The 21,447-nt window shown below is 43.9% G+C and carries 23 protein-coding genes; 15 read left to right on the top strand and 8 right to left on the bottom strand.

All coding sequences use genetic code 11. From position 1 onward, the window contains the following. Positions 1-7: 7 nt before the first annotated feature. From A4E24_RS05425 to A4E24_RS05450, 6 genes are all read left to right on the top strand, one after another. A complete protein-coding gene (locus A4E24_RS05425; RefSeq protein WP_292352265.1) occupies positions 8-424 on the top strand; it encodes an NUDIX hydrolase in 417 nt (138 codons plus the stop codon). Then, on the top strand, positions 402-716 hold the full coding sequence (locus tag A4E24_RS05430) for a transcription factor S (RefSeq protein WP_292352266.1): 315 nt from the start codon (positions 402-404) through the stop codon (positions 714-716). The genes A4E24_RS05425 and A4E24_RS05430 overlap by 23 nt, the downstream gene beginning before the upstream one ends. A gap of 101 nt (positions 717-817) precedes the next feature. Further along, complete coding sequence (locus A4E24_RS05435; protein WP_292352267.1) at positions 818-1,555, top strand: DNA polymerase sliding clamp; 738 nt, start codon at positions 818-820, stop codon at positions 1,553-1,555. A gap of 3 nt (positions 1,556-1,558) precedes the next feature. Then, positions 1,559-2,617, top strand: coding sequence for a DNA primase regulatory subunit PriL (gene priL, locus A4E24_RS05440; RefSeq protein WP_292352268.1), 1,059 nt, complete (start codon positions 1,559-1,561; stop codon positions 2,615-2,617). A gap of 93 nt (positions 2,618-2,710) precedes the next feature. After that, positions 2,711-3,409 carry a PspA/IM30 family protein gene (locus A4E24_RS05445; protein ID WP_292352269.1) on the top strand — a complete coding sequence of 233 codons (699 nt, stop codon included), beginning with the start codon at positions 2,711-2,713 and terminating at the stop codon, positions 3,407-3,409. After that, on the top strand, positions 3,406-3,684 hold the full coding sequence (locus A4E24_RS05450) for a hypothetical protein (RefSeq protein ID WP_292352270.1): 279 nt from the start codon (positions 3,406-3,408) through the stop codon (positions 3,682-3,684). Before A4E24_RS05445 ends, A4E24_RS05450 begins: the two co-directional genes overlap by 4 nt. Before the next feature lie 24 nt (positions 3,685-3,708). On the opposite strand, the gene A4E24_RS05455 is transcribed toward A4E24_RS05450, so the two are convergent. From A4E24_RS05455 to A4E24_RS05465, 3 genes are all read right to left on the bottom strand, one after another. Beyond that, positions 3,709-4,272 carry a hypothetical protein gene (locus A4E24_RS05455; RefSeq protein ID WP_292352271.1) on the bottom strand — a complete coding sequence of 188 codons (564 nt, stop codon included), beginning with the start codon at positions 4,270-4,272 and terminating at the stop codon, positions 3,709-3,711. After that, positions 4,272-5,153 (bottom strand): zinc metalloprotease HtpX, encoded by an 882-nt coding sequence (htpX, locus tag A4E24_RS05460; protein ID WP_292352272.1) that lies wholly within the window; start codon positions 5,151-5,153, stop codon positions 4,272-4,274. Before htpX ends, A4E24_RS05455 begins: the two co-directional genes overlap by 1 nt. 61 nt (positions 5,154-5,214) lie before the next feature. Beyond that, a complete protein-coding gene (locus A4E24_RS05465) occupies positions 5,215-6,528 on the bottom strand; it encodes a cobyrinate a,c-diamide synthase (RefSeq protein WP_292352273.1) in 1,314 nt (437 codons plus the stop codon). Positions 6,529-6,611: 83 nt separating this feature from the next. Here A4E24_RS05465 and moaA point away from each other — a divergent pair, with 83 nt between their 5' ends. Then, positions 6,612-7,538: a GTP 3',8-cyclase MoaA gene (gene moaA, locus A4E24_RS05470; RefSeq protein ID WP_292352274.1), complete on the top strand. Its 927-nt coding sequence runs from the start codon at positions 6,612-6,614 to the stop codon at positions 7,536-7,538. Positions 7,539-7,540: 2 nt separating this feature from the next. Next, complete coding sequence (locus A4E24_RS05475) at positions 7,541-7,690, top strand: hypothetical protein (protein WP_292352275.1); 150 nt, start codon at positions 7,541-7,543, stop codon at positions 7,688-7,690. A gap of 6 nt (positions 7,691-7,696) precedes the next feature. Here A4E24_RS05475 and surE read toward each other — a convergent pair whose 3' ends face one another. The 3 genes from surE to A4E24_RS05490 form a co-directional block, all read right to left on the bottom strand. Continuing rightward, positions 7,697-8,482: a 5'/3'-nucleotidase SurE gene (gene surE / locus A4E24_RS05480; RefSeq protein WP_292352276.1), complete on the bottom strand. Its 786-nt coding sequence runs from the start codon at positions 8,480-8,482 to the stop codon at positions 7,697-7,699. A gap of 92 nt (positions 8,483-8,574) precedes the next feature. Then, complete coding sequence (locus A4E24_RS05485) at positions 8,575-8,991, bottom strand: hypothetical protein (protein WP_292352277.1); 417 nt, start codon at positions 8,989-8,991, stop codon at positions 8,575-8,577. Between the two features lie 90 nt (positions 8,992-9,081). Further along, positions 9,082-9,357: a hypothetical protein gene (locus tag A4E24_RS05490; RefSeq protein ID WP_292352278.1), complete on the bottom strand. Its 276-nt coding sequence runs from the start codon at positions 9,355-9,357 to the stop codon at positions 9,082-9,084. Positions 9,358-9,605: 248 nt separating this feature from the next. Here A4E24_RS05490 and alaS point away from each other — a divergent pair, with 248 nt between their 5' ends. Next, positions 9,606-12,380, top strand: coding sequence for an alanine--tRNA ligase (gene alaS / locus A4E24_RS05495; RefSeq protein WP_292352279.1), 2,775 nt, complete (start codon positions 9,606-9,608; stop codon positions 12,378-12,380). A 71-nt stretch (positions 12,381-12,451) separates the two neighbouring features. On the opposite strand, the gene A4E24_RS05500 is transcribed toward alaS, so the two are convergent. Beyond that, positions 12,452-13,756, bottom strand: coding sequence for a PAS domain-containing sensor histidine kinase (locus tag A4E24_RS05500; RefSeq protein WP_292352280.1), 1,305 nt, complete (start codon positions 13,754-13,756; stop codon positions 12,452-12,454). A 371-nt stretch (positions 13,757-14,127) separates the two neighbouring features. On the opposite strand from A4E24_RS05500, the gene A4E24_RS05505 reads away from it, so the two are divergent. After that, the gene (locus A4E24_RS05505) at positions 14,128-15,186 is read left to right on the top strand and encodes a response regulator transcription factor (RefSeq protein WP_292352281.1); all 1,059 of its coding nucleotides are present in this window, start codon (positions 14,128-14,130) and stop codon (positions 15,184-15,186) included. Positions 15,187-15,413: 227 nt separating this feature from the next. Here A4E24_RS05505 and A4E24_RS05510 read toward each other — a convergent pair whose 3' ends face one another. Then, positions 15,414-16,433: a methyltransferase domain-containing protein gene (locus tag A4E24_RS05510; RefSeq protein ID WP_292352282.1), complete on the bottom strand. Its 1,020-nt coding sequence runs from the start codon at positions 16,431-16,433 to the stop codon at positions 15,414-15,416. A 175-nt stretch (positions 16,434-16,608) separates the two neighbouring features. On the opposite strand from A4E24_RS05510, the gene A4E24_RS05515 reads away from it, so the two are divergent. From A4E24_RS05515 to A4E24_RS05535, 5 genes are read left to right on the top strand one after another with little or no spacing between them, the layout of a single operon-like run. After that, positions 16,609-17,892, top strand: a complete 1,284-nt coding sequence (locus tag A4E24_RS05515; protein ID WP_292352283.1) for a FlaD/FlaE family flagellar protein — start codon at positions 16,609-16,611, stop codon at positions 17,890-17,892. A gap of 13 nt (positions 17,893-17,905) precedes the next feature. Continuing rightward, complete coding sequence (locus A4E24_RS05520; protein WP_292352284.1) at positions 17,906-18,316, top strand: hypothetical protein; 411 nt, start codon at positions 17,906-17,908, stop codon at positions 18,314-18,316. A gap of 53 nt (positions 18,317-18,369) precedes the next feature. Next, positions 18,370-18,903 carry a flagellar protein G gene (locus A4E24_RS05525; protein WP_292352285.1) on the top strand — a complete coding sequence of 178 codons (534 nt, stop codon included), beginning with the start codon at positions 18,370-18,372 and terminating at the stop codon, positions 18,901-18,903. 9 nt (positions 18,904-18,912) lie between these two features. Beyond that, positions 18,913-19,608, top strand: coding sequence for an ATPase domain-containing protein (locus tag A4E24_RS05530; RefSeq protein ID WP_292352286.1), 696 nt, complete (start codon positions 18,913-18,915; stop codon positions 19,606-19,608). A 17-nt stretch (positions 19,609-19,625) separates the two neighbouring features. Continuing rightward, a complete protein-coding gene (locus A4E24_RS05535; protein ID WP_292352287.1) occupies positions 19,626-21,284 on the top strand; it encodes a type II/IV secretion system ATPase subunit in 1,659 nt (552 codons plus the stop codon). Positions 21,285-21,447 lie beyond the last annotated feature (163 nt).

The following is a 21,447-nucleotide window of genomic DNA, read 5'->3' on the forward strand; positions in this document are numbered from 1 at the left end:
TTGTCATATGAAACCGGTAACTCCTCTTTTAACTGTAGATGCAATAATTATAAATGGTTCAAATATCGTACTTGTCAGGCGGCAAAACGACCCTTTTAAGGGCATGTTCGCCCTTCCCGGTGGATTCGTAGAGGTAGGAGAAACTACTGAAGAGGCAGTAGTGCGTGAGGCTTTGGAAGAGACCGGCTTATCGATAGAAATAGTTAAGTTGATTGGAGTCTATTCAGAACCTTTGCGTGATCCAAGAGGGCATACAGTGTCTATATGTTATCTCGCAAAGGGAACAGGTATCCCCAAAGCAGGTTCTGATGCGGCAGATGTCGCGCTTTTCACAATAGATGGCATACCCAAACTGGCTTTCGATCACAATAAAATAATAGATCAGGCAAGAGTTGATATAAATGGAGTTCTGTCCCAAATGTAAGTCGATGATGTTCCCGGTTCAGGGTTCTTTCGTATGTAAAAAGTGCGGCCATGTGAAGGGTGCTGAAGGGGTTTCTGATGACCTCGTCTCAAAATCCCAGCGTAAGGACCGTGAAGTCACTGTTCTTGAAGAGAATTTCGACCAGGGTCTTCCCACCACATCTTCCAGATGTCCTGAATGCGGACACAATGTTGCATATTGGTGGCTCAGGCAGCTCAGATCGGCGGATGAGTCTGAAACACGTTTCTTCAAATGCACCAAATGCAACGCCACATGGAGAGAATACGACTGAGTTATCCTCAATCCCCATTTATATGAGTATTTATACAGGAAACTTTTATTACTTAAAGGATATAATGAAGTGGTTATTCAGACACCGGATGGAGAATTGATATGTTCAAGGCAACGATTGACGCGGATATTTTAAAAAGTTCCATAGAAACGCTTTCTGTACTCGTGGATGAGGCTCGATTCAGGATATCCACAGAGGGACTCTCTGTAAGAGCAGTGGATCCGGCAAACGTGGCCATGGTAAGCTTTGAGCTTGCAGCAAGTGCCTTTAATGATTTTGCTGCCGACGACTGTGAGATCGGCATGGACCTTACCAAGGTCAATGATATTTTTGGGGTAGCAGAAAAGAACGAAAAGGCTACTCTGGAGCTGGATGAGCTGTCCCAGAAAATGTCCATACACATTGGTGGCTTTTCTTATACTCTTTCGTTACTGGATCCTTCCACTATCCGTGCAGAACCGCGCATACCACAGCTTGAGTTGCCTGCTGAAGTTGTGCTCAATGGCAAGGAACTTCAGAAAGCTGTCAAAGCAGCAGAGAAGATCAGTGATCACATGTCCCTTGGTGTGGATGGGGATATCTTCTACATGGAGGCTGAAGGAGATACTGATAAGGTCCGTCTGGAAATGCCCCGCGACCAGTTGATAGATCTGAGGTCCGGAGAGGCCCGTTCTCTGTTCTCTCTGGATTATCTCTCGGACATTGTCAAACCAGCCTCTAGATCAAATGAGGTCACTCTTGAGCTGGGGAAGGATTATCCTATCAAGATAGGTTTCACTATTGCCGAAGGTGCAGGCAAGATAAGCTACCTGCTTGCCCCAAGGATAGAATCAGACTGATCTATGGAAGAAAAGGATCTTGCTCTTTATCCCTTTATTACGGAAGCTTCAGCATACGTATCAGATCTAGGTTTCAGCCTTGAACGGCTGATCACCTCTCGAGCCATGGATTCTGCCCGTTCCCGTGGGGTTGAAAGAGTACTTCAGGCCTTGAAAGGTGACATTACCAAGCCCCAGCTTTTAGCTTCGGATGACCGCAAGATCCTCATAGAACTGCTTTCATATCCCTTTTCAAGGATCCTGGTATCCTGTATAGATGATAATTTTCTTATACGCAGGTATGCACTTGCAGAAGCAGTTTCCTGTTATGAGCTTCTGCATTCAGAACCATATGAGTTCATATGTTCAATAGCATCTGATTTTCATGTTGATGTTCTTTTTTCTGACCATCAGTTCGATATCCATTTCACCGATTATATCCGGCTTGCAAGTTCCATGAAAGCATTGGAGTGGAAACTTGTTAACCGCAAGATACAGAAAGGTCATGTTTATATCTCAAAGGAAGAACTTGCAAGGTTGCTTCAGGAGGCCATACGTGACCGGATCCAGAGTTCTCTTCCTCTGGATGTACCTGAAGATATTTGTCAGATGTGTGTTCCATACATTTCTCCGATCCAGACTGAACTGCAGCAGATGAAGGAAACATTTGGTTCCGGGGATTTTGGTGCGGTGGAGAGTAATATGTTCCCTCCCTGCATGGCGCATGCCATAGCCAATGTAAGAGCCGGGGTGAATCTGGCTCATTCCATGCGTTTTGCCCTTACTTCGTTCCTGCGTAACGTGGGCATGTCAGTAGATGATATAGTTGCTATGTTCAACGTATCTCCTGATTTCGATATGGAGAAAACGAGATATCAGATAGAACATATCTCGGGCTCATCAGGCACAGAATACAAGCCTCCTTCCTGTTCCACCATGCGCACTTATGGCAATTGCTACGGTGCAGATGAGCTATGCAGCAGGATAAAACACCCTCTTAACTACTATAGGCGCAAGACATGGTTTAAACATAAGAATGAAGTTTCTCAGCAACATCTATTTTCAGGAAAAGATAGCGAATAGAATATACTTCTTAAGTTATTTCCTAACATTTATATGATTTAAATCGTATCATAAAGTAAGGCAAATATCTCAGCTGAGATCAGGAGGGAGAATATGGGCTTATTCAATCGTATGAGCACAGTTATCAAAGCCAAAATGAATAAAATTGCAGATAAGATGGAGGATCCCCGGGAGACTCTTGATTATTCTTATGAAAAACAGCTTGAGCTTCTACAAAATGTAAAGAGAGGTGTGGCTGAGGTCACAACATCGAAGAAACGTCTGGAGTTACAGAAAGCAAAGCTTCAGCAAAGCATAGACAAGCTGGACCAGCAGGCAAGGGACGCTGTCAAAGCCGACAGGGAAGACCTTGCAAGACTTGCCCTTGAGCGCAAGGCAGCACTTGTGACACAGGTTCAGGGGCTTGACCAGCAGATAGCGGAGTTAGACCAGGAACAGCAGAAGCTTGTAGCTGCAGAGAAGCGTCTGTCCACAAAGGTCGAGATCTTCAGGACAAAGAAGGAAACCATCAAGGCACAGTATTCCTCTGCGGAAGCGCAGGTCAAGATCAACGAATCTATTTCAGGGATCAGCGAGGAAATGGCCGATGTGGGTCTTGCCATGGAGAGGGCCGAGAACAAGACCGAACAGATGAAAGCACGTTCTGCAGCCCTAGATGAGCTCATTGAACAGGGCACGCTGGAAGATGTGACCGGCAGGCATGATGACATAGACCGTGAACTTGCAAAGCTAAGTTCCCAGAGCACTGTCGATGCGGAGCTTGCAAAACTCAAGCAGGAGGCAGGCAAATGATCATACGGATAATGGGACTGGGGCAATATAAGGTGCCCAGCAGCCTTTTTGATGAGCTGAACGCTATTGATAACCGCATAGTTGATCATGTGACCAAAGGTGATGAGAAAGCTTATAACCAAGATCTGGCAGCTCTTATCTCAAAGATCAAGCATAATGGAAAGGTTCTGGGTGCCGAAGAGATCGTTGAATCAGATGTCATAGTGCCTCCTGAGGATATGACCTTTGAAGAAGCAAAGGATGTGTTCACAGGCAGTGGTATCTTTGAGGACTGAAAAATTTAGTGAAGTTAAAATATACTAAAATGGTATTCCCCACAAGGGATACCATTTCTCTACGTCCTTTTGTATGGGCAGTTCTCTTTCCATCAGGGACTTTAGCCTGAATTCCGTGGCATTGTCCCTATCTTTGTTCCCTTTCGGTACGAAGGGATAAAAATTATCCTGCTTGAAATTATATATCCAGTATACGGTGCTGTTTCCCTGGAACTTATAGATGGCACATAGCAACTGTTCACCGAAACCATGCTCTATCATCGTCTGGCTCACAAGATGTATGTTAGTGACAATGTCCTCAAAATCAGGGTCTTCCAGGATGGCCCATAAAAAGTTGTATTCATCCTTTTTGAGCCTGTACGATGTTCCGGTTTCCTGACAACTGTATCTTAAGAGATCCTCTATCTCTGTGCGGGCTGTTTCGTAGTGGGATGATTCAATAGGCTTGAAACATATTCCTGCCACAGTGGAGGGCTTAATGCCCAGATTTGTTTCAAGGGTGATGCTTGCCGTGGAAATGGCAAACAATCTGTCAGTTTTTGCTTTTGGGAGCTTGCTCCTTCCAAGTATCGTGTCAAGAAATCCCATCAGAACTCCAGCTCCCTTTCTAATTTCTCAAGTGCTGCTAAGCGCTTTTCTGTGGAAGGGTGTGTGGATAGGAGCTGCATGATGGAAGAGCCGGATATTGCAGGGATGATGAAAAAGGCGTTCATGCCTTCAACTTTCCTTAAGTCCTCAGATGGCACTCTCTGCATGGTACCGCTTATCTTCATAAGAGCGGATGCGAGCTTTGATGGCTTCCCGGTTATAATTGCAGCACCCCTGTCCGCAGAGAATTCCCTGTACCTTGAAAGGGCGCGTATGAGAAGGAAGCTTATCACCCACACGATCAAGGAAACTATCCACACTACTATAAGTCCTCCATTTCCTTCTCGCCTGTTGCCGCCTCCACCAAAGTACAGGGCGTATCTTACGATGAAGAAAGCAACAGTGGATAGGAAGCTGGCTATGGTCAGTACGGTCATGTCCCTGTTCTTTATGTGGGTCAGTTCATGTCCCAGCACAGCTTCAAGCTCTTCACGGTCAAGGCTTCGCATAAGTCCTGTAGTAACAGCAACAACTGCGTTCTTTTTGTTCCTGCCGGTAGCAAAAGCGTTAGGCATCATAGTATTCATGATAGCTATTCTCGGCACCGGGATATCTGCGATCGCACACAGCCTTGTGATGATCTCGTGCAGTTCAGGCTCCTCGCTTGCAGATACAATTCTGGCTCCCGATGTCCACAATACCATCTTGTCAGAATAGTAGTACTGTACGAACATCATTACTCCTGCGAACAGGAGTATGAACATGGAATCTGCCCCACTAGCAGCCAGGAATACCAGGAAGAGCAGATACACAGCTCCCAGCAAGAACATGGTAAAGAGCATCCTGCTCTCCAATCCTATATCATGTTTCCATTTTCTCATGGAATATACCTCTTTGGAATCATGTGTGATTCAATCTCTTGGATGTTGTCATCTGCATATATCAACTGCGCTTATATTCCCTGCACATGTCCACAAAAGCCTTTACAGGGAAGCTCACAGGATGGGCGTGCTGGTAACATGCCAGAGAATTGTGCTCCACAATGCCATCCCATCCGTCTTTAATTCCTTTGCCGCGTTTCATCTCAAATGTAAGCCGGGCATCATTGTCGCAATAGGTAGCCGAATAATGGAACTCATGTCCCCGCACTGGTCCTTTTATGAACGCTCCGTGTGCATAGCCTTCAGTATATCCCAGGGCCTGGAGCTTCTTTGTAAGCACTGTACGTGCCGGGAAGAGGTCAGCCATCTTATAGGTAATGTCATCGATCTCATATGAGGTGGAAAGATACTGCAATCCTCCGCATTCCCCGTATATGGGCATCCCATCTGCTGAAAGGTCCTTTAAGGCTTTAGTAGTTGCAGAAGCTTCAAGTTCGCAAGGATAGAGTTCAGGATAACCTCCGCCAAAGTACATGCCGTCTACATCTGGTAATTCTCCTGCCATGGGACTGAAGAACACAACTTCCGCACCGTTTCTCCTGAACTCATCGAACATGTCAGCATAATAGAAGCAGAATGCTTTATCCATAGCCACTCCTATTTTCAGATCCGTTTCTGGTATTTCTTTTTCCTCGTAGGCATACGTATTAGGTTCCCTGGACAGCCCTATAATGGCATCCAGATCCACATTCTCTTCTATGAACCCTGCAAGCTCACTGGTATCGAACTCACATTCAAAGGCCATGTGTAGTCCCAGATGCCGGGAAGGCACGCTTATATCCTTGTTACGCGGAAGTGCTCCCACAATGGGTATGTCAGGAATGCAATCCCGGATCATTTTTGCATGTCTTGGACTTCCTACCTTGTTCAGGATCACACCAGCAACTTCCACGCCCGGATCAAACTCTGCATAACCTTTTACAATAGCTGCGGCACTACGTGACATCCCATGCACGTTTACCACCAGGATCACGGGTACATCAAGGGATTTAGCTACATGTGCAGAACTGGCAACCTCAGTGGAATCCATGCCGTCAAAAAGTCCCATCACACCTTCGATGACCGAGATATCTGAACCGCCGGAAGTACGGGCAACTTCCCTTTTAACACCTTCCACTTCCATCATGAAGGTATCCAGGTTACGGGATGCTCTTTTACAGATAGCTGTATGGTAGGATGGGTCGATATAGTCCGGGCCGACCTTATAGGGCTGGACCTGCATGCCTCTTTTGACCAGTGCAGCCATTAGTCCCATAGAGGCCGTGGTTTTTCCAACACCGCTGTTCGTTCCCGCTATCAGTACCGCTTTTGTCATGTGTTTTACTGTGTATGTAACGTATATATATCATTATGTCCGTTTAAAACGCTCAAAGGCTTTTAAAAGGGATATATGCATTTATGAACGCTCCACACAAAACGGAATTCCTCACGGACTCTTATGGGCGTACCATAAAGAGCCTGAGGATGTCTGTTACTGACAGATGCAATCTGAACTGTATCTATTGCCATAACGAAGGTAGTACAGGCACTACAGGGGAGATGTCAGTGGAGACTATTTCCAATATAGTACACGTTGCTGCTGATTTTGGGGTCAACAGGCTCAAAATATCAGGTGGAGAGCCACTGTTGCGTAAAGATCTGGAGGACATACTTGTTTCATTACCTCCTCTTAAGGATGTGTCTATGACGACAAATGGTGTTCTGCTCCAGGAGCGTGCACTATCTCTGAAGAATGCAGGTCTTGACAGGGTGAACATAAGTCTCGATTCATTGAATGAGGGCAGCTATAGGCATATAACCAAGTGTAAGGATGGTGTGTTCAGGAAGGTTATAGGGGGCATCCATGCTGCAGTGGATGTCGGTCTTACGCCAGTGAAACTGAACATGGTCCTGCTTAAAGATGTCAATGAATCTGAGGTCGAGGCTATGCTTTCCTTTGTAAGGGGATTCCAAGGGGAAGTGATATTGCAGCTTATCCAGCTTATGGATTTCAGGGATGTGGCCTGTTACCATGCAGATGTGGACGAGATCGAAAAAGAACTTGAACTGAAGGCAGGATGTGTCCAGGTAAGAGAATTGCATCACAGAAAAAAATATCTTATCGATGGTGCTGAAGTTGAATTCGTCAGACCCGTGGATAACACCGAGTTCTGTGCCAACTGCAACAGGCTGCGTGTAACGTCGGATGGAAAACTTCGTCCTTGCCTGCTTGTAAATGATGGTCTTGTGGATGTATCTCATGCCTCTGTGAAGGAGATGCCCGATCTTTTCAGGCTTGCCATAAGTAGAAGGATCCCATATTACAGAAAACAAAAGGAGATATGATCATGGAAGTGAAATTAACAGTTGATGGAAAGGATATAGAGATCAATAACTTTGTACAGAAGATCCTTGCAGGTGCCGTGACCGGTGCAGTCGGCACATTGAAAGATGTGGGGGACGACTGTAATGAGATAGTGTTGAAAATAAAAAGATAGGCCTGCTCAGAGCAGGTGTTCTATTTCTGAAAAGTCAATGGGTGAAGTGGAATCCAGGGATATGGGAGTTACAGACACATGTCCTTTCTGCGAAACGGCATGTACATCGGTACCTTTTTCCTCTTCCATTATCAGATCTCCTGCTATCCAATAATAGGGCTTGCCTCTGGGGTCATGTCTTTCTTCCACAGCTGTTCTGAATACCTTTCTGGCAAGTCGCGTAATCTCTATTTCAGTATTATCTTCTACCTGATGAGGGATGTTTACATTTAGCATGTCTACATGCTCAGGCAATCCGAATTTTATTACATTTTTTGCTATTCTGTTCACGATCTTTACTGCTACTTCAAAATCGTGGTCATATTCCCAGTTATCATCGAATTTATCCTTTTCTTCCTTCGCCTGTATCGAAACCGCAATTGCAGGTATCCCATAACTGGCTCCCTCAAGGGCAGCACCTATAGTTCCGGATGTGGTGATCGTATCGGTGCTGATGTTCTCGCCAATATTGAATCCTGATAAAATGAGATCGGGCATTTCTTTCATCACAGCGAATATTCCAAGTATTACTGCATCAGTGGGGGTCCCGCCAACGGCATACACATTCATCTCATTGATCGTGGCCTGATTTATCCTCAAAGGCTCAAAAATGGAGATCGATCTTCCCACTCCACTCTGCTGCATGGAAGGTGCACATACAGTCACTTCTCCTATATCCTGTACACTTCGGTATGCTGCGCGGATACCTGCAGAGTATACACCATCATCGTTCGTAAGCAATATCTTTGGCATAGGTCCATCTTTGTCAGACCTTGCCTTAAAATTAATCCATGGGAACTGGCAAAAACAGTTTGCTTTAGTAAAAGGTGTTCAGATCATGCGCTTCACACATTTACATACATTCTTCGATGTCCTCTTTCAGGTTCCTGGTCCTCTTCCTTTTCCTGCATCTGGGCCATCATTTTTACTTCTTCAAGAACTTCTATCTCATCACGCATCTCTTCCAGCCTGCCGATGATGGCTTCTATTTCCTGGTTTTGTTCAGTGGGGATCTTTGGGTTATTACTTATGATCTCCAGCAGCAGTGATGCATCGTCAAGCACCTGGGCAATAATGGTCCTGTCCATATATTCTTTAGCTTTCCTGTTCTCCCCATATGTCAGGCTCCCATTGAACTCACTTAGCTGCTCTTCAAAAAGCCCAATATCATAGTGTGCAGACTTAAAAAGTTTTTTGACGTAGTCTTCCCGATAAACCTGTTTGGCGTTTTTAAGTACACGGGTAAATTTTCTATAATCCATTTTTTCACATCGCAGATCAGAAGGTATTTGCAGTGATGTGTCAACATCATTTGCCAATGCGATTTATTCATTGGCTTTTTATGAGTACCTTTATTCAGACCAGTCTTCTTCCATGACGGTTTTAGTTCTTATGGGTTCTATGCTCTTTGGTGTGCATACGGTTTCAACGAACTGTCCACCGTTGACCTGATAGGAGAAATCCACTTCAGAACCATAATTCTCTTCTTCATCTGGAATAATGCAGTCACACAGGTAGATATGTAAACTTCCGTCGCCATCCATAAATACGGAAGGTCTTACGCCGGCATTGTCATATTCTTCAACTATCCCTCTAAAAACCAGTGACATGTATCTCTTTGCTTCCATCGGCCATCACTACACTGAGATACATGTGTTCACGCATTTAAGTATGATGGCCTTATTTTGCATATTATGTTCATGATTCTCTCTTATATGTTCAAAAATAAGCTACTGATCACTATTTTTGCAGTGGTCCGACTTGTTTCACATACGATCTTTCAGTCCTACATATAGATATCCATAAGAAATGTTTTTAAGCCTTGAAAGATAGGTGATATGGTAAAAACGCGTTTCAATTATCAGATGGTATTATTATGCTTGAAGATGAATATCAGCTTGATTTTTTCAAGGATAACGGTTTTGTCAGGAAACAGTGTCCTAAATGTGGCAAGTTCTTCTGGACCCGGGACCTTGAAAGGGCCACATGTGGTGATGCACCTTGTGACCCTTATTCTTTTATAGGCAACCCTGTGTTCAAAAAGAGTTTCGATCTGGCAGAAATGAGGGAATATTACCTGAATTTCTTTGAGGAAAGAGATCATACCAGAATGAGCAGATATCCTGTGGTGGCTCGCTGGAGGGATGATATATACCTTACAATCGCATCTATTGCTGATTTCCAGCCATTCGTTACATCCGGTGAGGTTGCTCCTCCATATAATCCTCTTACTATATCTCAGCCATGTATCAGGCTTTCTGATCTGGATGCGGTAGGCAGGAGTGGCCGTCATCTTACAACCTTCGAGATGATGGCTCATCATGCATTCAACAAGCCGAATGCTGAAATATATTGGAAGGACAGGACAGTGGGACTTTGTGATGAACTGTTGAATTCTCTGGGAGTGGACCCCATGGCAGTTACTTATAAGGAAGAGCCGTGGGCAGGAGGTGGAAATGCTGGCCCATGTGTGGAAACTCTTGTAGGCGGGCTGGAAGTTGCCACCCTTGTGTTCATGGATCTGGAACAGGTAAAAGATGGTCCCATCGAAATAAAAGGTGAGATGTACCGCAAGATGGACAATTATATTGTGGACACAGGCTATGGTCTTGAACGTTTCGTCTGGGCCTCTAAAGGCTCTCCCACTATCTATGATGCTGTTTTCCCCAATATCGTAAAAGAACTCATGAACCTCGCTGGTATAGAACATGAGCTTGAGAACCCTGAATATGCCAATATACTTGCCCAGAATGCAAGGCTTGCAGGGCTTATGGATGTAAGTGAAAAAGCAAACCTGATGGAACTACGCAGGCAAGTGGCTTCCAGTATAGGGACCACGGCTGAAAAGCTTGCAGCCATAATGGAACCCGTGGAAACCGTATATGCTATCACTGACCACAGCAGATGCCTTACTTTTATGCTTGGCGATGGTATAATCCCTTCCAATGTAAAGGCAGGGTACCTGGCTAGACTGGTGCTTAGAAGAACACTTCGTATGATGAAGGATCTCAATATTGCTATCCCTCTCAGTGAGATCGTGCAAATGCATATCAAGAACCTGCCGGAATATCCGGAATTCGCTGAAAGGTTCGAGGTGATAGAAGATATCCTTCATCATGAGGAGATCAAGTTCCAGGAAACCTTGGAGCGTGGCAGGAGAATGATCAGTAAGTCTGCCAAGCACTACAGGCAGACCGGGGAGAAAATGCCTCTGGAGAAGATCATCGAGATGTATGATACCCATGGCATCCCACCTGAAATATCAAAAGATGTCGCTTCAGAAGAAGGTGTCACAGTAGACCTTCCGGATAATTTCTATTCCCTTGTGGCAGGAAGACATAGCAAGGCAGAGGAGAAAGAAGAAAAGGTATTCCCTTATGCTGAACGCATCTCCCGTCTTCCTCCTACCAAGAAGTTATTCTATGATGAACCCAACAGGATGGATTTCGAGGCTGTTGTCCTTGATCTTTTCGACAATTATATTGTATGTGACAGCACTCTTTTCTATCCTGAGGGCGGTGGGCAGCCTGCAGATCACGGTACCTTTGTACTTGAAGATGTGGTGCTGAACGTAGTTGATGTCCAGATCGTAAAAGGTGTGGTAGTTCACCGGATAGACGCTATGGAGAATGAACTGCATCTGCGCAAGGGTGATTTTGTGACAGGCCATGTTAATAAGGATCGCCGCATGGCGCATGCATGCCATCACACAGCCACCCATATCGTCAACGATGCTGCGAGAAAGGTACTTGGTGATCATATCTGGCAGGCAGGTGCCCAGAAAACAGAAACCAGGGCCCGTCTTGATATTACACACTACAAGCGTATCACAAAAGAACAGCTTAACCAGATCGAGCTTCTTGCAAATAAGACTGTCATGGATAACCAGAGGGTTACTGCCGAATGGATGGAACGGAACCAGGCTGAACAAAAGTATGGCTTCGGCCTTTATCAGGGAGGTGTTCCCAAAGGGAATATGATCCGCGTGCTGAAAGTAGCTGATGATATAGAAGCATGTGCAGGTACCCATTGTAGTAACACTGGTCTTGTAGGGCCCATTAAAGTACTGAAGACAGAGCGCATCCAGGATGGTGTGGAACGTATTGAGTATGCTGCAGGTATGGCAGCTGTGAGGGCCATTCAGGAAACGGATTATTATCTGACGACCGCCTCTGAAGCCCTACGGGTGCTTCCGGAGCAGCTTCCTGTGACTATCGACCGTTTCTTCAGCGAATGGAAAGAGTTCAAAAAAGAGAATGAAAGGCTAAAGGAAGAGATGGCCCAGTTGCGTGTGGTAAAGATGCTCGGTCAGGCCCAGGATGTTAGTGGTTTGAGGCTTGTTGCACAGCATGTGGATCACGCTGATACCGATGAACTGGTCAAGATAGCCGGTGAGCTAACTCAGGATGATGACGTTATGGTTCTCCTCATCAGTGATTTCGAGGGCGTTAAGATCGTTGCAGCCGCGGGTAAAAGAGCCATTGCAAAAGGAGCAGACTCCGGCAAGGTTGTACGTGAAATGTCCAGGATAGTAGGAGGCGGTGGCGGAGGGAGGCCGGACATGGCTCGCGGTGGCGGTACTGACTTCGCAAAAGCCGGCGATGCCATGGAAAAAGGCATCTCTATGGTAAAGGATTCTCTCAAAGTTTAAAATTGGAACTCTTACACGGTGATAGGTTTCTTCTATCACCTTTTTTCTGCAGAAGTCTCATGTCGGTAATGTTACACGGTTTTTCTGGTAAACCCATGTAAGGTAAAGAAAAAAGTGCTTCCTTTGTTCTTCTCGCTCTCCACCCAGATCTTCCCTCCATGATGTTCAATGATACGCTTGGCAACGGTGAGGCCAAGACCATTTCCTCCATATCTTCTCCTACTGCTGGCATCTCTCTGGTAGAAGTGATCAAATACTCTTTCCAGGTCTTCAGGTGCTATTCCTATACCGCTATCCATCACCTTTACAGTTATGAGCTCTTCAGAAGATGCTGCTTCTATGATCACATCCTCTCCAGGATGATTGAATTTAATTGCATTGTCCAGAAGCTTGGTCATCGCATAACAAAGTTTATCCGGGTCAGCTTTTACACACGTTCCACGTTTGATCATATTCTTGATCTCGATGTCAGCTTCCCGGGCCTTTGATATCACTTTCTCTACAGCTTTCTCCACAACATCGTGTAAATGTACGCAATCATATACTCTCGATTTAATGTCTTCTTCATTCATAGCGACTTCTAAAAGGTCTTCTATCATCCATTCTTGTCTTTTTAAGGCCTCCAGGGATTTCTGAAGGTATTTGTTACGCTTTTCTCTGTTCTCCTCTTCTGATGCTATTTCTATGAACCCTTTTACTATGGTCAAAGGTGTGCGCAGTTCATGTGATATATTAGAAACGATGTTGTTTTTTATCTCATCAATTTTTTGTACCTCTGGGGTATTTTTTATCACACAAACAAGTTTTTTCTTAGAATAGAGTTCCACATGTCCATATCTTATTGAAACATGCTTCATAGTTCCCGTTTTTAAGAGCAGGTTGGTATCTAACTGTTTATTTTCACAATTTTGTGTATTATTCTGTCCCATCTGGAACAAGCAATCTTCATGTGAAGAGAAAAAAGTGTTCATATGCCTTCCAACTATCTCATCTTCCATAAATCCGGAAAGATCCACAAAACTTTCGTTCACGTATTCTATCTTACCTAGGTCATCGGTTACAAAAATGGCATCGTGGGTTGCAATTGTTATTAAGTTCAGATAGTTTCGGGGTTCAAATACCTTTCTGGATTTTTTCTCTATCTCGCTAACGAGTTTTTGCATATATGTTCCAAATTGGACGCAAGTAACCGAAACCCCACTTGCTATGCTGTTCTCCACATCAAAGAGGTAATTGATATTACCTTCATCTAGCTCATGAGACCCTTTTTTTAGCACCTTGGTCTGTGGAAGGGAAAATATGATCATGGTGGATGCCATCAATGAAACAGCAATTATCACAGGAGTCGTGAGGGCTAAAGATTCTTTCGTTTGCATTTCAGTGAAATACTTTTGGATGGTATAAGAGACAGCAACTAGAATTCCCATTAAAAAAGTTACACTGACCAGTACCAATAACCGCTTTCCCAATATCAATGCACATAATTCGGAAGATGCCAACCTACAATTCTTGCCGAACATTTATGATACGCAATTCACTACTTATTAGAATCAGGGTCCATACAGGATCGCTGATCATATCTTCAATATTGTTTTGCCCGAAATCCCAGCATTCACTGGAAAGTATACTTCTTATTGTATTCATAGTTTATATTTTTAATGCTTTTATTATATTGTGTAATAGAGCAGGATACCAAAGTTTAATATGAGAACGAAACAAATATTTACTATTATTAGACAAGGTTAATATGATGAATGCGGACGAAACACACGACATTATTTATGCTTTAAGAGAGGGCCTGAGGTCAAAATCTGTTCTTTTCTTGGCTCCCGTAGATGTTGCTGTAGGACGTATTGTTTATTTTTATGTGTATGATCTGCTGCAAAGCGATCCCCAACAAAAAGTGGTCTGGCTTTGTCTGAAAACCCCCTGGAATAAAGTTATAGGAACATTTCAGGAATACCAATACGATATTGATAGAGAACGTATAATGTTCATAGACTTGCTTCCACCGGGTAAAGAACCGTCCGAAGGTGTTCTCTATTTCTCTTCCCCGTCTGATCACACTAAGATAGCTTCTCATGTGGTGCAGCTATTTGATAAATTCCCAGGTTCTCTTCTAGTGATCGATAGCATGACCGTGTTGGGCACAGATAATATGCAGGTGGTGGAAAGTTTCATCAATTTCGTCCGCACAAAAGTCTCCGAGAAGAATGGTTCTATTGTTGCCATATTAGGAAAGGACACTCTTAAAGATGAATCAGAAGCTTTTATCAAATCTTTCTTTGAGATAATCGTGGAACTTACGAACATAGGTGAGATCCATGCAGAGATCGGAATGAAGACTCTGGATGCAAGGTTCCATGTTGAAGATGGAAAATTATCCTTTGAATATATACAGAAGAAGTTAATGAGAGGTCGTCTCAAGATCCTCATTGTAGATGATGAACCGGACATACCCGATCTTCTGCAGCTGTCGCTTTCAAATCAGCCCTATGATTTTGTTGTGGCATATAATGGGCAGCAAGCCATCGAAGCCACGTTGAGGGAGCGCCCTGACCTGATCCTCCTTGACATAATGATGCCTGATATGGACGGATACGAAGTCGTGGAACATCTCAAGCAAAGTGCAACATCCGCTAATATCCCTGTGATAATGATCTCTGCAAAGACCGCTGTAGAAGACAAGGTACGAGGCATGGAACTGGGAATTGATGATTACATTGCCAAACCTTTTGATAAGCGTGAGGTCAATGCCAGGATCAGGATGGTAATGCGTCGATTTGGTTGGACTGAAGAAGAGTGATAAAGGCAAATTTTAGTTACTACTAAATAAATCGATGAAAATGTCAGAACTCTTCTCTCTTATGTACTAATAATTAAAGTCAGAAGGTGCGCTTATGGAAACATGCGCAACACTCATTTACTGGAATAAATACCAGTATACTGAGAATTTCCTTCCAGGAAGACGGGTATGTATATGATATCCATCAGTTTTGTTCTTAAAATCAGACTAAATGAATTAAGTCCGAATTACTGGATCTTCTCGCAGATATAAGCTATTTTTTCCCTGGCAAAAAGAATTGCCTTCCTTTCTCCTTTCAGGTCCCTTTCCAGTTCCTTGCGAATATCCCAATACATAGCGGGATCTACCTCTGCTCGCAGTAATACCTCACCATATCCTCGTTCTTTAAGCTCACTGTTTATGGTCTCAGGTACGAATCCGGCACTAAAGACCATTCTATAGGTATTCTTTATCATGGGATGGTCCACAAGATTATTTGAGGTCAGCATCAAACGTTTGTTGTCCATTCGAAAGATAGATGTTCCTTCTTTTAGTTCTGTCATGAGTTCAGGCAGCAACTCAGCTTTTACTACGGATGGGTCGGGCTCATACAGGTATCTTCCGGGTTTTTTTACATCAACCATCTCGATCTCTTCAACATGGCCGGTTTTTCCACACAGCTTTATTGGACCAGGCAAGGAAAGTGCAGATCTGCTGCAGGTCTTAAGCCTTCCAAAATACAGATCCAGCCGATTAAGTTCTCCATCCAGGGAAAGGTATTCAAGTTCACAATCAAAATTTATTCTGTCAGGGGGCAATTGAGGAGGTGCCTCAAAAACAAAGTTACTTGTCTTTCCGGAATATGCTGTCAGTACGTCAGGTATGTGTGGGGTCAGATTATATATGTCACGCTTTTCTTCTGTTGCAGCTCTTGCAGGATCAGAGAATACAACATCCACTGCAGGTATCTGTTCAAGCACATCCTCTGAGAGCGCATCCCCGCAGATGAATTCCACATTGTCCAAGCCAAACAGCCTGCAGTTCTTTCTGGCAAGCTCAATTTTAGCAGGATCGATCTCAATGGCATATACAATTTCACACTCTCTTGCAAAATATACTGTTTGTCCTCCAATTCCACAGCTTATGTCCGCAAGACTGGAGCATTTAAGTCTTTTTGCCCTATATGCAGCCACTGGCCACGGTGTTGCAAAGCGCAGGCCATCTTTGCCAGAAAATAATTGCTTTTCAAAATTCTTTTTTCGTGTCACCTGGATCAAATCATTAAGGGTCTTAATACATTTAAACCGATCCGTCTGCAAAGAACTGCTTAATGTACTTTTACTTGGAATATAATTATATAATATTGGGGACATACATATCAGCACCATAGTAGTCTGAATACATGTTACAATATGGAATTCAAGCAAATCCTAAAGGTCTAAGATGGCAGGGCTTGGCGACAAGATCAAGAACATAAGTTCTCTTCTGAAAAAAGGAGGAAAAAACAAATCGACCAATTCTCCATTCAGTGGTAACTCTGACCCGTTTTCCAATGCTCCTCCTGGTCTTGGCCTAGTACCTGATCTTACAGCAGGGATGCCTCATTCCCAGAGTGGTATTTCCCCTCCTGGAATGCCTCCGGGTATTTCCTTTCCTCAAAAACCCGGTCAGTCTGGTCCACTTGGTGGTTTTCCTCCAGGGATGCAAACTCCTGCAGAGAAGCCATCTGTTGATGCTGCGGCACTGGAAGCTAATAATAAGAAAATAAAGGAAATAGAGGGTAAGATCGCAAAAGCGGAAGTTAGCCTCTCAATGGTGCAGAAGGAGAATGAAGAAGTAAGCAAAACAGTGGCAAAGATGGATAAGAACATCCTCGAATTGCTATCTTTATACGAGATCGTTTCTAACCAGGTGAACCCTTTTGTAGGTGATGATGCCGGAGGGAGGGCAACACTGGAAAGGTTCGACAAGACTGAAAAAAGGATCAATGAACTAGGTAATATGCTTGTGATGCTGAAGAACGATCTAGATTCTTTCCCGCAGCGCATAAGTTCTTCAGGAGCTATAGACTCGGTTAGTGAAAAGATAAAGGATATGGAAACAAAGTTCGATGCTTTTGCAGATGCAATGGCTATGATGCATGAAAGCATCAATGATCTTTCTGAACAGACAAAGGAGATAAGTGAAAAAAATGCTCTGGTGGACAATAACATTCTTGAGCTCTCAGAAACGATAAGTAAGATCTCTCTGAGAGTTGAATATATAGAGAAAAATGGGGCTAAAAAGCTAAAAGATCAGGTTTCTACATCCGTATCTCAGGATATTCCCTCAGAAGAATCAAATGATCTGGAGAAACCTCAGGAGAAGAACCCTCTGGTAAGATTGGATGCCATACGCAAGGACCCAACAAGTGTCGTTGTCCTCCTTAACTGGATAGAGTTCCTTATGGAAAGGGTAGGAAGGAACAATTTGATGGATGCCCTTGACTATTATGTTGATATCGGCTGGATAAGCGATAATGTCCGGTCCGATATAATGGCCTATGCAAGAGGGATCGACTATTATGTAGAGAAGCCAACATGGCGCCTTCTCCCGGAAGACCACACTAAATCCTTGCTTTTTATAGAACGGTTATGTGGCCGCAAGATAGACAAGAACATGCTGAGCAGTGTTGATCGGGAGATGTCAAAGGTAAAGCACGGACTGGAGGAATTATACGGGCTTTGAGACATCCGTTGTATTGACCATTTTCTTTGTATCTGTAATGATCATGGCCACAATGTCATATACCACTATCAGTTCTTCCAATGACTTGCTATCGTCTTCTGCTGATGAGCATTATTCCCTTATTAATAAGAAATTGCATACCGATGTGCAGATCATTGGTTCAAGTGCTATTATCCACAATTCGACTTACCAGCTGTCCCTGGAGGTTCTCAATACGGGCAGTGAAACTTTGAGGTCGGATGAACTAGAGGTACTCGTTGATGGTGTCTATAAGCCTTATTCACTTGCAGCAAATGCTACCACCACATGGACTCCACAAACCTCTGTCGCCTTAAACATCTACGATCTATCAGGTTTTGGTGACCATAGGCTGAAAGTAGTTACTGAGAACGGGATTTGTGATTATTATTCGTATAACATTTAAGCCCAGATTTCTAGGAATTAATATATACTAATAATAATATATTATTATCCAATATGTTTCATCATCCTGAGGTTGACAGAACAGTGTTCAGTACAGGACAATTCAGTAAGTTCTTTGCAGACAGGGCAGGCGAAACTGCTATTACCCACATGATATTCTTCATAGCAGCTGTTATCATAGCGATGGGTGTTGTTGCTGTACTTTCCGTAAATGTTCAGTCACTTACGGGAGCCACTTATGTAGGAAACAAAGTTCTATCCGATCAGATCCGCACAGATATTACGATAATAAATGACCCCGAGATCGTACCTTACAACAGTTACGAGAAACGCTACACTTTCTATGCAAAGAATACGGGGGTTTCTGAACTTAATACTGAGTTCATTACCATCCTGGTCGATGGAATGCTCATAGAGCCTTCTGATGTCCAAAGCAGTGTAATGGACGGAGATGTGGTATGGCGTCCGGGAGATGTACTGGTCGTCAACGTAACGATGTCATCAGCTCTCAGTCATGGTGATCACCGTGTTCAGATAACTGCTGAGAATGGAAAGTCCGGGTCGATGAGCTTTATAACACGAACGTGAGGTATACATTTGGCAGACGTTTATCCTTTTAGTATTTCCAGGGATGAGTTCAATGATAAACTGGGAGGAGGTTTTCCATCCGGTTCCTTTGTAGTAATAGAAGGCGGTAGCGGCGGGGGAAAAAGTACCATCACCCAGCGTCTGACATATGGGTTCATAGAGAACAAGACCAGTGTAACTCTGGTCTCTACACAGCTTACTACCAAGGGTTTTATAAATCAGATGTATTCTCTTGACTATCCCATTGCTCCTTATCTTCTGAACGGCACCCTGCTTTACATACCTGTCATTCCTCTTGTTCAGGCTGCAAAATCCCGTCTGGACTTTGTTGAAAGACTAATGAGTGCAGAAGAGCTTTTCGATAAAGATGTGATCATAATAGATACAATATCATCCCTTATCAAATACAGTGCAAATATTGAAAAAAGCCTGGACCTCATCTCCTTCTTTAAGAAACTCAATGGTATTGGCAAAGTGATCATTCTCACAATAGAACCCAGCCAGCTCAGCGAAGAAATAACTTCTATGTTCAGGTCAAGTTGCGATATATATATCACGCTGAAGTCAAGGCCCATGGCGAATGAGGTCAAGAGAACCGTAGTTGTCAATAAGTTCACCGGTGCTAAAGGTCCGGTGGGCCAGATGATAGGTTTCAGGATCGAACCCAAGGTTGGTCTGGTAGTGGAGATAGCTTCTGTTTCATGATACAGGAGGTTATGTGAATGGATGCTGATTTCCAGAAAGCCATACAAAGGAATCCTCATCTTGGTGAGTATATAGAGAAATTCAAGAAAGAAAAAGGTTCAGATGCAGAACCCCAGTTCCTTGTAAGCTTATCAAAGGACATTGAAATTGATAATGTCAATATCATCCTTCCTGTGGGGGACCCTATCTTCATCCATATCTATGGTACTCCTGAAATGGGTGAGATCAAATACTATACCATAGAACCTGGCCTATCGGAGAAGGAAAAGAAGAAGTATGACACAATCATGAGCCTCATCCTTGAAAAATCTGCAAAGGAGTCCATACCACAATCTGAGGCAGATCTAAAAGAACTGATCACTAAACTATTGAACAGTTCAGTGGACGTGGGTGCAGGAGAGGACATCGAAGATGACACTAAAGCAGCAGGTGTCATACAAAAACTGATTCCTGTGAAGAAAAAAGTGCCAGTGAGTCAGCAGGAGTACAATAAGATACTGTACTACATAGAAAGGAATATCATTGGTTCAGGTCCCATAGAGCCTATTATCAGGGACCCTTATCTTGAGGATATCCACAGTATAGGTGTAAGTGGTGTGTACATTGTCCACAAGATCTTCGGAATGCTTCAGACGGATATCACTTTTGGAGATGATGCAGGGCTTGATAGCTGGCTGCGCAGTATGAGTGAACGTATAGGCCGTCCTGTAAGTGATGCCCGCCCGATAGCTGATGGTGCCCTGCCCGATGGCTCACGTATCAACATCATATACAGTCCTGATATCAGCCGCAGAGGTAGTAGTTTCACAATGCGTAAGTTCATGGAGGTCCCTGTGAGCGTAGTGCAGCTTATCAAATGGGGTGCCCTCAGTGCCGAGATGGCAGCTTACATGTGGATCTGTCTGGAGAACGGTCAGAGTGTTTTCTTCAGTGGTGAAACAGCAAGTGGTAAGACCACAATGCTGAACGCATGTCTGTGCTTTGTCAATCCAAAATCCAAAATATACACTGCAGAGGACACGGCAGAAGTGCAACCTCCACAACCTGTATGGCAGCAGCTGATCACACGTGAGGATGGGCCGGTGGACTCAAGGGTAGACACTTTCGTACTGCTGAAAGCTGCATTGCGTTCAAGGCCGAACTATATCATAGTGGGTGAGATACGAGGCGTGGAAGGAGCAGTAGCTTTCCAGGGCATGCAGACAGGCCATCCTGTAATGGCAACTTTCCACGCATCAGCAGTTACCAAGATGATACAGCGTCTTACAGGTGATCCTATTAACGTGCCTGTGACCTTCATCGATAACCTGAACATTGCCATGATCCTCTCTGCAGTGTACAGGAAAGGTAAGTTCCTCAGGCGTTGCCTTGCTATAGAGGAGATCGAAGGCTATTATGAAGAAGCAGGTGGTGTGGTCACAAGGGCTGTTTTCCAGTGGGACCCCGAGAATGATAAACATATCTTCCGTGGACTTAATAACAGTTACATCCTTGAAAACAAGATAGCTACAAAATTAGGCTACGATGACAAACGTAAGATCTATCAGGACCTGTTCCTACGTGCCAGGATATTGAACGAAATGCGTTCCAGGGGCATAGAGGAATATTATGAGGTGCTGGAGGTCATAGTCAATTTCTACAAACATGGTGTTGAAGGATTACCTTTCTCAGTATAAAGGTGTATGTGATGTACAGTAAGGCATTCCATTGTATGGGTGTGGAACCAACAGCTTACATGAAAAAGATCGCTATACCTGTCATTACATTCGGTTTTATCTTTTCATTTTTACTTTATGCAGCACTACCCACTTTATTCGAGGGAACCGCCAAGGTTATTCC

The sequence above is a fragment of the Methanomethylovorans sp. PtaU1.Bin093 genome, from assembly GCF_002067275.1.
In the GTDB taxonomy this organism is placed as follows: domain Archaea; phylum Halobacteriota; class Methanosarcinia; order Methanosarcinales; family Methanosarcinaceae; genus Methanomethylovorans.